This window comes from Andreesenia angusta, from assembly GCF_001855385.1.
In the GTDB taxonomy this organism is placed as follows: Bacteria; Bacillota; Clostridia; order Tissierellales; family Gottschalkiaceae; genus Andreesenia; species Andreesenia angusta.
In genome coordinates this window covers 16,719-32,459 of sequence record NZ_MKIE01000009.1, presented here as the reverse complement: position 1 = coordinate 32,459, position 15,741 = coordinate 16,719, and the positions used below count along the sequence as shown (strand labels likewise).

Below are 15,741 nucleotides of genomic sequence, written 5' to 3'. Positions count from 1 at the left end.
TAATCTTGGCTATTTTTATGGTTCTAAACCGTGAACTTGCTCATATTGATGTTGAGCCCTTCTGAAAGCTCAGCTTGAGACTCGGCCACCTTAGAAACTTCATCTATAGACCTTGTCACCTCTGTCATATTGTTTGAAATCTCCATGCTGCTTGCGGTGGCTTCTTCCACTGCGCTTGACACAGACTCTATGGATTCGTTTATCTGGCTTATAGACTCGTTTATCTCGCTCGCCCTTCTGTTGAAAGTGTCCATTGAATTTTTCACAAAAGTAGCGTCTTCAAGGTACTTCTCCCCGACCTCCGCCAGAGTGTCGTAGTCAGCTATTACCTTATTGTCTATAAACTCCAGGAGCTTCTCTGATCCATTTGAAAGCTCGTTGAAAGCTGTGTTCACCTCTCCAACCATGCTGTTTATCTGGTCTACAGTGCTTGTAGAGGCTTCTGCAAGCTTCCTTATTTCGTCAGCAACTACCGCAAAGCCTTTTCCGTATTCGCCGGCTCTAGCCGCCTCTATGGCTGCATTCAAGGCAAGCAGGTTTATCTGCTCCGAGATGGCCTGTATCGAGTCGGACATGACCTTTATCTCTCCCACAACTGCGCTTTTCTCTATTGAGTTCTTTATCTCTTTCTGTCTTTCAATGTAAATGCTGTAAGCCTCCTTTTTTGAAGTCTCTGCATTAGACTTCATGTCCTCGGCTCTTCTGGATATTTCAATTGCATTTTCGTTTCCATTAACGGCATCTTCCACAAGTGCGCTTGAAAGCGAGGATATCTGATATCCCGAGGCCCCTATTTCCTCTATTGCAGCCGAAGTCTGCTCCATCCCAGCCGCTATTTCCTGAGTGGCCGAGCCTACACTTTGAACTTGCCCGTTTATCTCTTCCACAGTTGCGCTGAGCTCTTCGCTTGAAGAACTTACGTCCATGCTGTTCTCACTTATAGTCATTATTAGACCTTTAAGATTTTGAGTCATAAGCTCAAATGACTTGCTGAGTTCCCCTATCTCGTCTTTCCTCGATACGTACTTCTCATCTATAGAGCTTGAAAAGTCTCCGTTTGCAAGCTTTTCAGAGTGTTCAACCCCTGCTTTAAGCCCTGAAACTATGCTTCTAGATATCACGAAGCCTATTGCAACAGCAAGGATTATGCTGACTATAGTTGCCGATACGGCTATAGCTCTTCCTCTAGCAGCATGTGCATCGCTTTTCTCCTTTAGCTCGCCTCCTAATTTCCCGTTCAGCTCTTTCAGATCTCTCAGTATCTGCTCAGCTGACTCTCTCTTAGAGGCCGCTTCCTGATTTAGCTTTATTGCTTCCTCGTATTTGCCTTGCTCTAGCAAACTGTATACTTCATCTCTAAATTCTCTGTACTCACTATTTGTATTTAAAAAGCTATCCAGCAGTTCAATTTCGGCTTCAGAATGATCTGTACTGTTGTACTGCTCTATCAAGCCGTTATTCGTTTCAGCCAGCTTTCCTATTTTTTCTTTAGATGCCTGAATATCCGACGGCTGAATATTTCCTGAAAGCGCCTTGAATATTATCTGGCTCACTTCAAATCTCGCATCAGCTTGGTTAGTCTGAACCTCTCCTATAATGGCATTTGGAAGCATCCTCTCCTCGTAGATTGAATCCAAGTTTGCACTTATCCCCTCGATTGTAGACACACTGTAGACCCCGACCACCGCAGTTATGACTGCCAGCAAGATGAACCCGGAGACTATCTTGGTCCTGGTTTTTAAATTGTTGAAAGAACTTATCATACTATGTATCCCCCCTGAAATGAAATTAGAGCTTAGATTTGATCTAAGCTCCAACTTCATTATATTATACAGCGGATTTTTATACAACGCTGTTAACTATATTGCAATAGGATATCTCTCCTGCTTGGAAAGTGCCTTCGCGCTGTAGACAAACTCCTCAAAAAGCCTTTCCATTCTTCTGTCTCCAGAAGAAGCCAACGCTTCCGGATGCCACTGTACCCCTACTATAAACTTATGCCTCGAGTGTTCTATTCCCTCTATAAGCCCGTCAGAGGATATAGCAGTCGCTCTGAACCCTGGAGCAAGCTCTTTTATGGCCAAGTGATGGAACGAGTTCACCTTCAGAGTCTCTCCAAGCAGTTCTCTTAAAATAGATCTCTCTTTAGTTCTAACCGCATGGCTCTCTGGGTCTTCGCTCTCGAACTGGTCGTGAGCCTCTTCGCATCCCTCTATATACTCGAGATCTTGATGGAGGCTTCCTCCAAGCGCCACGTTCAACACCTGATGACCTCTGCATATTCCTAGCACTGGAATACCCCTCTTCACTGCGCCTTCAACTAGAAGTATGTCGAACTTGTCTCTCTCCGGAAGCGTCTCGTTCAGCCTTGGCTTTGGAGCTTCTCCGTACTCGCTTGGATCTATGTCATGTCCACCGCTCAGTAGCAGAGCGTCTATTCCGTCTAGCTGTATGTCTATTATCTCCTTATCTGCCGTCATAGGAATTATCACCGGTACTCCTCCTGACTTAACTACTGCCTTGACGTAGTCTTCGTTTACATAAGCTCTTCTTGAGCCAGTGAAAGGCCCGTTCTCTATATCTAAAACACTTCCCGATATTCCTATAATCGGCTTTGCCATAAGTTATCCCTCCAATCATCTTATTTCTTAAATTCCAATCAACTTACTATGTATTAATTTATATTCTACCTACTTTCTCTGCTCTTGTCAAGCAAAAAGGCCTCAAAAACAGTTGTTTTTGAAGCCTTTTTGACTATTTTTTTAAAAAAGCATGCAGACTGCTCTGCATGCTTTGATCTCATATCAGTCTATAAAATTACTGTGTATCTTGCCTTTTATCTTAACCCCCAAAGCTCTAAGCACCTTATCCAATGCTTTTAGTGTTATGTAGAGCTTTTCTTCGTAGCAATTCTCCCCCATATGACCTATCCTTAATACCACTCCTGCCAAGTAGTCGAAAGCCCCTGCTATCATTACACCTTCTGACAGCATGCCATCATATATCTCTGAGTAAGACAAGCCTTCAGGTATCACAACAGAGGTCACGGCATTTGAGCGCGAGTCTTTTGCATATATCTCAAGTCCAGAGCTCTCGAGTGCCGTTCTCACTCTTTCAGCTATTTCAGCATGCCTTTCTACTGTAGTCTGCTCTTCTATTATATTCTGGACAGCTTTGCTCAAGGCGTAAATATCGCTTATAGGCTGCGTATACGGGAACCACTTGTTTTCATACCAGTTTTCCCATATCCCCAAGTTGCAGTAGAATCCAGCTACAGGCGTCTTCCTGCCCTTCACCGCATTCCAAGCCCTATCGCTTACGCTCAGGAAAGTCAGCCCTGGCGGTGCCGACAGACATTTCTGCGAGCCCCCAAGAGCTATGTCTATCTTCCACTTGTCTACTAGCAGTTCTTCCCCTCCTATAGACGATACAGAGTCTACAACAGAGATTATGCCGTGTTCATCCAAAAGAGGGCATATTCTGTCCACCGGGTTCAATATCCCTGAAGGAGTCTCGCAGTGGACGAGTGTAGCCAGTTTGAAGTCGCTGTCCTGCTTTAAAAACTCCTCCAGTGCAGCTACGTCCAGTCCCCTTCTGTAGTCTGACTCAAAGTAGACCACTTCCGCACCGTACATCTTGGCGAAGTCCCCAAAACCTCTTCCAAATATGCCGTTGTCTATGCAGAGCACTCTGTCTCCGACCTCTATCAAAGAGGCGCATGCGGCTTCAAGCCCGAGTATCCCTTCCCCGTCCAGGATGAGCACTTTGTTTTCAGTGTTCAAAAGCTGTCCTATCTTCTCGCAAGTCTCCCTGTAGAACTCATAGAAGCTCAGATCTATGTCAGGATTTGTTATCTCTTTAGACATTGCATCTCTTACATCTTCCGAGACATACGTAGGCCCCGGCGTCATTATAAGCGGCTTTTTCATCTTGCACCTCCTAAAGTACTTTCGACTTCTTAAGCGCCGGAACTATAGCTAGCGCGCCAGCTCCTCCAACTATTATCTGAAGTAGATTTCCCCCTACAGAAGCCGCTGGAGTGATCCAGTTCCCAAAAGTCACAGCCTCTCCTACATAGTAGCCAGCTATCATTATAGCTCCTCCAACTACTATTGCAATGGCGTTTCTAGCGAAGCTATCTCCAGACTCTCCATTCTTAGTTGCAATCATTCCTACAACATACCCCATTATCGCCCTAGTTATGATTGTGGTCGGCGCCCAGATAGTGTACTTTGAAAGTATGTCGAACATGCCCATTGCCACCGAACCTGATACGGCTCCTATTTTCTTTCCATATACGAGTGCAAGTATATAGGACATCCCTGTTCCAAGGTGCACCAGCCCTCCACCATTAGGTGTAGGCAACTCGAACTGTATTAGAGTCGCAACATATACAAGCGCTATAGAAAGCCCCATTATAACCATTTCTCTTGTCTTGCTTCTCTCGCTTCTTCTCTTTATAGAGCTATTTTCAATTGTATGGTTCAATTGTATCCCTCCTCTGTTTATTATTCTTGAATTTATTATATAACAGTTTTTTTCGGGATACAATATCTAATTTAGTTTTAAATTGTATCGATTTAATTTCTATGTGCTGTAAACCGCCTATCCACTCTTGTCTTGTAGAGATATCTCATAAGCACTGGAAACAAAATCAGTGCAAGCATTAGCACCAGCCCTACGACCGATAGCACAACTTCATTTTTATCGGATAAAAACGAGAACGCATAGCTCACGCTGTTGTTGACCATGTGTATAACTATGGGAGCCCAGATGGACCTTGTCCATGCGAGCGAAAGCCCAAGCACAATCCCCAGAAAGACAGTGTAAATGCCTTGGGCTACGTTGAAATGGTATATTCCAAACAGCAGTGCTTGAACTACCACTGTGGCCTTTATACTCATTACTTTCTCAAGCTCTCTAAAAATCAGCCCCCTGAATATCACTTCCTCTACTATTGGTGCTGCTATCCCCACACTTGCAAACACTATGAACTTGTTTCCCTTTAATATAAGCTCCATATTCTCCATATGCTCTAGATAAGCGGAGTCTAGAAACATCGAAAGCCCGGCTAAAAGCAGTGAACTTACAGCTAGTCCAGAAATTCCAAGTACAGCGGATGTAGCTAGATGTCTTCCCGAAATAGCCCTGAACCTGCACTCATTTAAAAAACTCTTATCTCGCAGCCTTAAAATTGCGATATAGACAAGCACTGCCGTGATTCCTGCCATTATTATGGTGCTGCCAACTCCTGATTCCGGCTGCATTCCAAATTGCTCCAGAAGTTTAGACAAAAACGAGTATCCAAGCTGTAGAGACATGTATACAGTGAGATAAAAAAATACCCAGGCAAATGAGACTGTAGCTTTTCTAGTCATTGTTCCCCACCTCCATTTCCGTATATGAAAAAAGCCTAGATATCTAGGCTCTAGTATTTAAAAGTTGTAGAAGAGGTTTTCTGTAGGATATTCAGGGTCACTTGTAACCTCTATTCCAAGCTTTCTGAAAGTCTGCTCATCGTTTGTGTTCAGTATAGTGGTTGAATGGGCCTGACATCCCCTTAGCTCTGAAAGCTTCTCCATGGCTGCCTGCGCTGTAGGGTTTGTAGCCGCCGAAATGCTCAGCGCTATCAGTATCTCCTCGCAGTTTAGCGCAGTGTTCTTGCTTCCGAACTTGTCTCTCTTAAGCCCTATTATAGGCTCTAGCACAACTGGAGAGATCAGGTGGAGGCTGTCTGAAATATTCGCCAGATGCTTTATGGCGTTTAGTGTAGCTGCCGCCGTTGCGTCCATAAGCAGCGAGCTTCTCCCTGTGAGTATCTCTCCGTCGCATAGCTCTATGCTTGTAACAGAGCAAACCTCTGCTTTGCATGCATTTTCCTTTAGCTTTGCAGAGTATACTCTGGCCGGCTCCACTACCTTTCTGTCTGATTCCTTTAGGTTTAGCTCATCCATTATCAGCTTTATTCTCTCTGAAGTCTCCTTGTCTGCATAGCCTTTCTTGTAGTCGCATATCGTATGGAAGTACCTTCTTATTATCTCTTGCTTTGAAGCTTCTCTTACAGCTTCGTCATCTACTATTCCGAATCCTACCCTGTTTACTCCCATATCTGTAGGCGACTTGTATACAGATTCCTCTCCAGTTATCTTCTCTATTATCCTCTTTAGCACTGGAAAACTCTCTATATCCCTGTTGTAGTTTACTGCAACTTCATTGTAGGCATCGAAGTGAAATGAGTCTATCATATTGACGTCTTTGAGGTCAACTGTAGCAGCTTCGTACGCTATGTTCAGTGGATGCTTAAGAGGCACGTTCCAAACAGGGAATGTCTCGAATTTAGAGTATCCAGCAGACTGTCCGCATCTGTATTCGTGGTAAAGCTGGCTCAGGCATGTCGCAAGCTTTCCGCTTCCAGGCCCAGGAGCTGTGACCACCACTATTGGCATAGTGGTCTCTATATAAGGGTTTTCTCCATATCCCTCGTCGCTGACTATGGTGTCTACATCTGTAGGGTATCCCTTCGTCTTTCTATGTTTGTATACCTTTATGCCTCTTCTCTCAAGCTTGTTTATAAACACGTTTGTAGAAGGCTGGTCATCGTATCTTGTTATCACGACACTGTTGACTAGGAGCTCGTACTCTCTAAGGTCGTCTATAAGCCTTAGCACGTCCATATCGTACGTTATCCCATAGTCTCCTCTCATCTTGTTTCGCTCTATATCTCCGGCATATACGCATATAACTATCTCCACTTTTTCTCTCAACTTGTAAAGTAGCTTTATTTTAGCATTTTCATCGAATCCAGGTAATACTCTTTTAGCGTGAAAGTCTCCTATCAGCTTTCCTCCGAACTCCAGGTAAAGCTTGTCGTAGTTGTTCACCCTCTCTAGGATGTATTTTGACTGCTCTTCTATATACCTCTGATGATCAAATCCTGTTTTATTCATTCGAATCCTCGCCTTTCTTGTCTTTTATCTTAATTTTTATATAACCCAAAATAACAAAATAAAAGCAAGGCTATGCCCTTGCTTTGCTTAGCTGCTCTAGAAGTATCAACTTCATAAGCTGATGAGGAAATGTCATGTCTGAAAAAGAAAGCTTGTAGTCGCTCCTCTTCGAGACTTCCCTAGAGATTCCAAGCGAGCCTCCTATTACAAAGGCCACGCTTTTCTTGTCCCCTAAGCTGGAAGTCATAAGGCTTCTAAACCCCTCTGAATCCAGCTTCTTGCCGTCTATTTCAAGAGTTATGACGTAGTCTTCTGGAGCTACTTTAGACAGTATCCGCTCCCCTTCTAAAGACTTTATTCTCTCTTCCTGCTTGGAACTTCTCGTATCAGGGGTCTTCTCGTCCAAAAGCTCTATGACTTCAACCTCATAGCTTTTCTTAAGCTGCTTTATGTAGTAGTCTACTCCCTTCCTCAAGTAATCCTCCTTGAGTTTCCCGACTGTTATCAACTTTATCTTCAAGTCCTACACCACCAAGAATCTGGGAGGATTGCTGCAGTATTCACAGCTCTTTGGACTCGCCCAGTCTGTAAAGCTCACTTTGTCTAGCTCGTATACGTCTGGAGACTGTCCATAAGTCTCTACAAATTCCTCTATAGCAAGCTCAAGATGCTCGTTGCAAACTACATACATAGCTTCTCACCCCTATTACTTTTCCTATATTATAACTCTTTCTAGGCCAAAATACAAAGAGAGGTTTGGCTTAAAAACCAAACCCCTACTTAGGGACATCTGCAAGCTTCACCAGTAGATCTCTAGTCTGTCCGCTTCTGACTATTCCGATCCTTATTTCCTGTCCCGGCTTATATCTGTAAAGCCTCTCTCTAAGTGCTTTGAAGCTCTCTATTCCATCTCCGTCTATGCTCACTATCACGTCTTCAGGTCTAAGTCCAGCCAGTTCAGCAGGTGAATCCGCAGCCACTTTAGCTACCAGGACTCCCACTTTGACACCTAATTCTCTGCCTGTCATCTTCTGATACCTGGCCACATCTATTCCCTCTATGCCTATATATGCTTCTCTGAATTCCCCTGTCCTGACTATCTCTTCCACTATTGGCTTGGCCATATTTATAGGGAGTGCAAACCCTAAGCCTTCTCCTGAAGATATCTTGAGTGTGTTTATGCCCACTACCTCTCCTTTGGAGTTCAGAAGCGGCCCTCCGCTATTTCCAGAGTTTATGGATGCGTCTGTCTGGAGAAGACCTTCCATCTTGTTGAACTCGTCTATTGACACAGATCTGTCTACTCCACTTATTATTCCAGAGGTGACCGTCCTTTCAAATTCAAGTCCCAGCGGATTCCCTATGGCTATTGCAAGCTGTCCTATGCTCACGTTTTCTGAGTTTCCAAGGTGAGCCACGTCCAGGTTTTCAGCTTCCACTTTAACTACAGCAAGGTCCATCAGAGTGTCATACCAAACCGCCCTGGCTTCCTTCTCTTCTCCGTTCATAAACATTATCTTTATGTTTTGAGCGGCGCCATTTGAAATCACATGTGAATTTGTAAGTATATAGCCGTCTGCGCTTACTACTACTCCAGACCCTACCCCTTGAACTTCCTGAGTGCTCCAAAGGTCCTGAACCACTTCGGTTGTAGTTATTCCGACTACGGAGCTCATAGCCTTCTTCGCCACTGCTTCCACCGTCGTAACATCGTCAGATGGATTTATAGTTATATTGCCAGTGTTCTGAGTCTGCTGAGTGTCCTGAACTGGCTCTTTCTCGGTGTTTAGTGAAAATGCAACTGAAAAGATAAGTGCCCCCAGTATTGCGGAAACCACTGACACCAGCACATAAGAAGGATATGACCTTGTTTTCCCTTTGCCGTTTTCATCCCAATTCTCGTTCATAAAATCACCTCTCTAAAACTCTAAATCTCGTACACTTTAGTGGACCTATCCCTGTATGTCATATCTACAGAGAGCGATCCCATTCCTGCATCTTCAAGCACGTTTCTTACAGTCTGATATGCCAATTCCGGAAAATTATTCTCCATGCTCAAATGCCCAAGCACAACTCTGGCATTTTCATTCAAGTCGAGATTTCTGACTAGAACCCCCGCCTCTTCATTAGAGAGATGTCCAAGCTTTCCAAGAACTCTCTGCTTTAAAAACTGAGGATATCTGCCTATTTTAAGCATATTGGGGTCGTGGTTGGACTCCACCATAAGCAGGTCTGAACCTCTGAGGGCCTCTTCTACTTCATTCCCGGCCACACCTGTATCTGTAAGTACCGATATCTTTTTGTTCTTGTTGTAGAAAGAGTAGCCTAGCGGGTCTCTAGCGTCGTGAGATATACTGAAAGGACTTATACCTATGTCCTTTATCTCAAAGCTCTCTGAGTTCTTTATCACCCTTATGTTCCTGTCTTCCAGCTTGCCCAAGGAGTCCCTCATGCCTGCCCAGGTGCCCTCGTTCGCATATATCGGTATGTCAAACCTTCTTGAAAGTATTCCTACACCCTTTATATGGTCCTGATGCTCGTGGGTCACAAGTATCCCGTCGATAGAAGAAGCTTCGGCGTCTATGCCTGCAAGAAGCTCTTGTATCCTTTTGCCGCTCAGTCCAGCATCTAAGAGCAGCCTGGCTTTTTCTGTAGCTATATACTGACAGTTCCCACTACTTCCGCTTACAAGAGAACAAAATCTAAAACCCATTTAATCCCTCCGTTTTAAGATGTCTTAAGGTTTTCCTCGGCGCTTTCCACTTTAGTTATTCTAGCTCCAAGAGCTATAAGCTTGTCTTCTATATTTTCATATCCTCTGTATATGTGGTAAGGCTCATTCACCACAGTCGTTCCCTCTGCCATAAGCCCAGCTATTATAAGTGCAGCTCCGGCTCTTAAGTCTGTAGCCCTTACTTCAGCTCCGCTCAGGCTCTTTGCCCCCTGAACTACAGCCGTCCTTCCTTCCACCATTATATCTGCGCCCATTCTGTTTAGCTCGTCTACAAACTTGAATCTGCCCTCGAACATATTCTCGTTTACTATGCTAGTGCCAGCAGCCCTAGTGAGCAGAGTAGTCATTGGCTGCTGAAGGTCTGTAGGGAAACCTGGATAAGGGAGAGTCTTTATGTTTATGCTCTTCAAGCTGTCTGTTCCTATTACCCTTATGCTGTCTTCATACTCCAGCACTTCCACGTCCATCTCTCTCAGCTTGGCAGTTATGGCCTCTAGGTGAGTAGGTATCACGTTTTTAAGTGTCACGTCTCCTCCTGTTCCAGCGGCAGCCACCATATAAGTTCCGGCCTCTATCTGGTCAGGTATGACTGTGTGCTCCGCCCCGTGAAGCGACTCCACTCCTGTTATCTTTACGGTATCTGTTCCAGCGCCTACTACTTTTCCTCCCATTGAGTTAAGCAAGTTGGCTATATCCACTATATGAGGCTCTCTGGCCGCATTTCTTATTATAGTCGTGCCTTCCGCCATGGAAGCCGCAAACATTATGTTTATGGTAGCTCCTACGCTCACCGTGTCCATATATATGTCGGCCCCTACAAGCTTGTCGGCCTTGCAGCTTATTATGCCGTGGTTTATCTCCACTTTTGCCCCCAGCGCTTCAAATCCCTTTATATGTAGATCTATAGGTCTGCTCCCTATATTGCATCCTCCAGGCAGCGATATCTCAACATTTTTGAACCTTCCAAGCCCTGCTCCTAGCAGGTAGTAGGATGCCCTTATACGAGACGAAAGCTCGTGTGGAGCCTTGCATTCCTTTATGCTGCTTGTGTCCACCTTTGTCTTTCCATCTCTGTCTGTTGCAATCTTGGCCCCGATGCACCTCATTATCTCTTTCAAGCACTCTATGTCCTCTATCTTAGGCAAGTTGTTTATAATGCACTTGTCCCCTGCAAGCACTGTTCCCGCAAGTATAGGAAGTGCTGCATTTTTAAATCCAGTTATAGATACCTCTCCGCTTAGTTTTGTTCCGCCCTCTATTATCAATTTCTCCATTCTATTTTAAACTGACCCTGTCAGTTTGCACCCCGCTTTCTATTTTATTTTGACCTCTAGTCCTATAGTTTTCTCTGTCCAAACCGTGTTTTTTTCAATTCAAGTCCAGCTTCCATTATACTACAAACCAATTATTTTGTGTTAACAATAAAAGCTATAAATCAAAAATCTATCAATCTCTTTTCATTATACCACCTATGGCTTTAGTTCTTTCGTCTTATATTGAACACTCCTAGGTGACTGACTTCATCCACCTCTCTGAAAATAGCCTTCTTATGGATATTATGCTTTTGGCCACTTCCTCTAGAGATATCAGTGCCACGACTCCGTATACCGGAAGCTTGAACACATAGGCACCTATTATGGATATCGGAACGCCTATGCACCACATCGTGAAGGCCTCTGTCCTTAGCCCGAACTTCGCATCTCCTCCGCCTCTGAGTATCCCTATTATAAGCACTACGTTCAGCGACCTCAACGTGAATATCCCGGCTGTTATATAGAGTATTATCTTGGCGCTTTGCCTAACTGACTCCGATATGTTGAATATAGAGACTATCCCTCCAGCTGTAAGCGCTATTAGTATTGAAAGCGCAACACCCAGGTATATAGTGAGGATAAAGGAGTTGTAGCTGTACTTTTTGGCTTTTTCGTAGTTTCCTGCTCCAATTTCCTTCCCTATCATTACAACAGAAGAGGCCCCCATTCCCAATACCAGTATAAAGAAGAAGTTCTGAACCGTATTGTATATCTGTGCCGCTGCAAGCGCACCGCTCCCTATTCTGCCGTATATTATGGAATAGACAACTGTGCCCATTCCCCAGAGCAGTTCATTCAAGAGCACGTCTTTCACTATGGAGTATATCTTCTTAGTAAAGTCCATACTTATCTCGAACACTTCTCTGACATTTCCCCAGAGTACCTTATTTGTTCTAAATACGTATATGAATAGTATTATAAACTCCAGCGCCCTAGCTATAACAGTCCCCAGCGCCGCTCCTCTAACCCCCATAGGCTCAAGTCCGAACTTGCCAAATATGAAGATGTAATTGAGCCCACCGTTGGCAAAGAGAGCTATTATACTGGTGACCATAGGCGGCTTAGTCTTTTCTACACATCTAGAGGCAGTTGCAATCGCCACCGACAATGCATTGAATAGATAGCTAAGCCCGACTATCTTTATGTATCCGCTGCCTTTCTCGATCACTTCAGCTTCCTTGTTGAATATAGAAATGACCCATTCCGGGAAAAACCATAGCACGACTGTAAACAGCACTGCCACAATCGCAGACCCGATAATCGAAAGCCCCATAACTCTCCTTATGTTGTGTCTGTCGTCTTTACCCCAGTACTGGGATATGAAAACTCCGCAGCCACTTGAAATCCCCAGGGATAGTATGTAGAAAAGCAGGAATATCTGGTTTCCTATGCCTACAGCAGCTATGTCTATATCTCCGAGCACCCCTACCATCAGCGTGTCCAGCATGTTTAGGGATGAAACTATCAGGTTCTGAATCACTATGGGAATAGCTATCGCTGAAAGCAGCTTGAAATACTCTCTGTCTTTAAAAAGTTCTCTGTTCAATGTACTTATCATTTAATCGTTAACACATCCTTTTCATCTTTATAAAGTTGATTATACTACAGTTTCTGATTTTTTTCTCTAAAGCGCGTAAAAAGACCCTTGAGACTTGCGTCTATTGGGTCTTTCTGCTCTTTTATATATAGTTTTCAGGATTCACCTTTTCTCCGTTTTTTATAACCTCGAAGTGAAGATGTGGCCCTGTGCTGTTTCCTGTGCTTCCTATTGCAGCTATCACGTCTCCTGCATTCACAACATCTCCTACGCTTACATATAGCTGGCTGCTGTGCGCGTAAAGCGTCTCGAATCCATTCCCATGGCTTATCTTCACCATATATCCGTATCCGCCGTTGTTGTATCCAGCGTAAGTCACCTTTCCGCTGTCAGATGCCACTATTGTAGTTCCTGTAGGAGCCGCTATATCAAGTCCCCTGTGGATAGTCCCCCACCTTGGACCGAATCTAGACGAAATATATCCGTTTGCAGGTGTCTGGAAGTTCCCTGTCCCAACTCCCGATGGCCTCTCTTTCGTTCCCTTGACTATGACTTTGCTGACAGGCTCTAGCAGTATCTCCTCGCTCAAGACTTCCGATTTTACTTCATTTCCGTTTACAGACGTCTTTTTTATCTTTTTCTTGGACTTTCCGTTCACTCCCTCAGTCTTGACCGCTTCAGTGTCATTGTACATCTCTTCGCTTGTCTCGTATGTCGTTTCAAACGCAGTCTCTTCTTCGACCTCTAGCTCTTCTACAAGCTCAACTGTTATATATGGCTTTGGCGAGTTTATCTTTACAATCTCGCCGTCCCTTACTTTTGTAGGGTCCTTGTCAGGATTAGCTGCTTCTATAGCCTCTGACGTGGTGTTGTAGTCTTTCGAGATGGTCCAGAAGTTCTCCCCCGGCTTCATCTCATGCTCTACTACCTCTACTCCGCCTGTCTCTATTATTTCCACCGCTTCTTCAATGCTCTTTACCTGGTTTGCATCCACTTTTGAAGCTTTCGGCTCTACACTCTGAACTATTTTGGCCTCTACAGTGTGCTCTGTCCCGTACTTCTCCATGTTTCTAGACTTAAGGGACTCCACTATCTTGGCTGCATCTTCCTGAGAATCTACTGAAACTACAGCTTCGCCTTCTATTACTATGTCCACTGCGTCTACAAGGGCCACTACTTTTTCCTCTAGCTTGGACTTAAGCTCTTCAGGCTCTATCATCTCAGCCTTTTCGGCCTTCACCGCTTCAACCTCTATAGCCTCGTCTAGCACTACTTCTTTCTTGTACTCTGTTGACTTTTCATCCTCTATAGACTCCAACACCCTGTCTATACTGCTCTTCTTGCTCACAACTCCTACTACCTCTTTGTCTACTTTGACTTCATAAGCCTTTCCAGACTCTTGGTAGACTGCAAATCCTATTGTGGAACTCAACAGCACAGCTGTAGCCATTCCGATCCCTACTGTATTTCGCTTATCTTTTAAAAAGCTCTTTATTCGCTTCATTTGTTTACACTCCTTATACTTTACTGTAACTCTTTTGTAATAAATCCTTTTTAATTATAGCACAGTATGGTTTTTTTTCAATACATCTTTTTGAGAAGCGAAAGTCACATACCTCTAAAGCCTTTTGTATACTTGTATCCACGAATTAAAAATTTTTCGTAAAATAAAAAAAGCCAGAAATATGGCTTTTTCTGGCTACTGTATATTTGCTTTTAAAATCTGATCCACCACCTGCTGTCCAGACAGCGCCACCATGGGCATTCCGCCACCTGGATTCACGCTTCCTCCTACAAAGAAGAGATTGCTGTAGAACTCGCTTCGCTTAGGGGTCTTGAAGCCCTTGTTTTTTTCCTTGTCTGACACGACACCGTATATAGCCCCTTTGTTGGAGTAGTACATATCCCTTATAGTCTCGGGAGTCCAAAGCTCCTCTGTGACTATATGCTTTCTAAGGTCTGTAAGTCCCATCCGCTCCAGCTTCAGCAGCACGTTCTCCTTGTACTCCCCATAATCTGCTTCTGTAAATGGATTTTCATCGTCTACGACAGGTATATGTGGAAGTATCTTTATCACCTCGTACCCTTTTGGCCCTTGGCCTTTGTCTGTCTTCATAGGAGCCACCAGGTATATGGTGGGGTCTTTAGTAAGGCCCCTTTCATGAAAGATCTTTCTAAAGTGAGTTTCTGGGTCCTTGGAGAAGAAAAAATTGTGATGCCTAAGCTGCTCGTACTCTCTGTCCACTCCCAAGTGAAGCGCAAACCCCGAGCAGGCTGGTCCGTATTTGTCTCTATACGGCTTTATCGAATCGTCGCTTTCCCTTGAAATCTTTTCATAGAAAGGTATGACCTCCATATTGGAGACCACTATGTCTGTGCCTAGTGTCTCTCCGCTGTTCAATTCCACCCCGGTTATTCTAGATCCCTCTCTCGTTACGCCTGTGACTTCTGTTTCTTTTAAAATCTTCACTCCCACCTCGCTGGCCAGCTTTTCAAGCCCTTTGGCCAAGTTGTACATTCCTCCATCCACATACCAGAGCCCGAACTCCCACTGCACATATGGCAGCAGATTGAGTATAGCAGGTGCATCGTAGGGAGACGATCCCACGTACTTCACAAAGAAATTGAGTATGTCCACCATGTACTCGTTTTTTATCCTCTTTCTCACCCCTTGGTCCATGGTCGAAAAATAATCGCTCTTGCCTAAGATCTTGAAAGGGTTGTAGTGCTTGAATATGTCTAAAAGCTTCTCACTCTGGTTTTTAAAGTAAACAGCATCCGAGAATTCGTACAGCTCTCTGGAGTACTCCATAAAGGTCCTGAGGTCACCCACTTCGCTTTCGCTTAAGCATGACGGCTCTTGTTTCATTTTTTCAATATCGCCCTCTAGGTCCAATATCTTCCCGTCTTCAAAGAAATTCCTCCAATGAGGCTCTACTCTGCTTATAGTCACATAGTCCTCCATCTTTTTGCCGTGCATTTTAAAGAGCTCCTCGAATATATGGGGCATGGTCAATATGGAAGGTCCAAGGTCAAATGAAAATCCGTCTTTTTCCAGCACGTTCAGTTTCCCCCCTAGATGACTGTTTTTCTCAATCAGAGTTACTTCAAATTGTCCTCTACGTCTGGCAAGTGATATAGCCGCTGAGATACCTCCAAGCCCTCCGCCAATCACTGTCACCTTCTGCTTGTCCATAAAACATTCCCCCT

14 protein-coding genes are annotated in these 15,741 nt (G+C 44.3%); all 14 read right to left on the bottom strand.

Annotated features, from left to right (window positions below; translation table 11 throughout):
- Positions 1-23: 23 nt before the first annotated feature.
- A complete protein-coding gene (locus EUAN_RS09660; protein WP_071064086.1) occupies positions 24-1,763 on the bottom strand; it encodes a methyl-accepting chemotaxis protein in 1,740 nt (579 codons plus the stop codon).
- Between the two features lie 96 nt (positions 1,764-1,859).
- A complete protein-coding gene (locus EUAN_RS09655; RefSeq protein WP_071064084.1) occupies positions 1,860-2,621 on the bottom strand; it encodes a gamma-glutamyl-gamma-aminobutyrate hydrolase family protein in 762 nt (253 codons plus the stop codon).
- A 183-nt stretch (positions 2,622-2,804) separates the two neighbouring features.
- Positions 2,805-3,929, bottom strand: coding sequence for a pyridoxal-phosphate-dependent aminotransferase family protein (locus tag EUAN_RS09650; protein WP_071064082.1), 1,125 nt, complete (start codon positions 3,927-3,929; stop codon positions 2,805-2,807).
- Positions 3,930-3,939: 10 nt separating this feature from the next.
- On the bottom strand, positions 3,940-4,488 hold the full coding sequence (locus EUAN_RS09645; RefSeq protein WP_245674482.1) for an ECF transporter S component: 549 nt from the start codon (positions 4,486-4,488) through the stop codon (positions 3,940-3,942).
- Positions 4,489-4,580: 92 nt separating this feature from the next.
- The gene (locus EUAN_RS09640; RefSeq protein ID WP_071064080.1) at positions 4,581-5,378 is read right to left on the bottom strand and encodes a CPBP family intramembrane glutamic endopeptidase; all 798 of its coding nucleotides are present in this window, start codon (positions 5,376-5,378) and stop codon (positions 4,581-4,583) included.
- 57 nt (positions 5,379-5,435) lie between these two features.
- Positions 5,436-6,947: a DUF1846 domain-containing protein gene (locus tag EUAN_RS09635; RefSeq protein WP_071064078.1), complete on the bottom strand. Its 1,512-nt coding sequence runs from the start codon at positions 6,945-6,947 to the stop codon at positions 5,436-5,438.
- 70 nt (positions 6,948-7,017) lie between these two features.
- Positions 7,018-7,467, bottom strand: a complete 450-nt coding sequence (gene rlmH / locus EUAN_RS09630) for a 23S rRNA (pseudouridine(1915)-N(3))-methyltransferase RlmH (protein WP_071064076.1) — start codon at positions 7,465-7,467, stop codon at positions 7,018-7,020.
- A gap of 3 nt (positions 7,468-7,470) precedes the next feature.
- Positions 7,471-7,638, bottom strand: a complete 168-nt coding sequence (locus EUAN_RS09625) for a CxxH/CxxC protein (RefSeq protein ID WP_071064074.1) — start codon at positions 7,636-7,638, stop codon at positions 7,471-7,473.
- Positions 7,639-7,723: 85 nt separating this feature from the next.
- Positions 7,724-8,854, bottom strand: coding sequence for a serine protease HtrA (htrA, locus tag EUAN_RS09620; RefSeq protein ID WP_071064072.1), 1,131 nt, complete (start codon positions 8,852-8,854; stop codon positions 7,724-7,726).
- Positions 8,855-8,874: 20 nt separating this feature from the next.
- Positions 8,875-9,660, bottom strand: a complete 786-nt coding sequence (locus EUAN_RS09615; RefSeq protein WP_071064070.1) for an MBL fold metallo-hydrolase — start codon at positions 9,658-9,660, stop codon at positions 8,875-8,877.
- 14 nt (positions 9,661-9,674) lie between these two features.
- Positions 9,675-10,955, bottom strand: a complete 1,281-nt coding sequence (locus tag EUAN_RS09610; protein ID WP_071064068.1) for a UDP-N-acetylglucosamine 1-carboxyvinyltransferase — start codon at positions 10,953-10,955, stop codon at positions 9,675-9,677.
- Between the two features lie 232 nt (positions 10,956-11,187).
- Positions 11,188-12,552 (bottom strand): MATE family efflux transporter, encoded by a 1,365-nt coding sequence (locus EUAN_RS09605; RefSeq protein ID WP_071064066.1) that lies wholly within the window; start codon positions 12,550-12,552, stop codon positions 11,188-11,190.
- A gap of 121 nt (positions 12,553-12,673) precedes the next feature.
- The gene (locus EUAN_RS09600; RefSeq protein ID WP_071064064.1) at positions 12,674-14,035 is read right to left on the bottom strand and encodes a peptidoglycan DD-metalloendopeptidase family protein; all 1,362 of its coding nucleotides are present in this window, start codon (positions 14,033-14,035) and stop codon (positions 12,674-12,676) included.
- A gap of 195 nt (positions 14,036-14,230) precedes the next feature.
- Positions 14,231-15,727 carry a phytoene desaturase family protein gene (locus EUAN_RS09595; protein WP_071064062.1) on the bottom strand — a complete coding sequence of 499 codons (1,497 nt, stop codon included), beginning with the start codon at positions 15,725-15,727 and terminating at the stop codon, positions 14,231-14,233.
- Between the last annotated feature and the right edge of the window lie 14 nt (positions 15,728-15,741).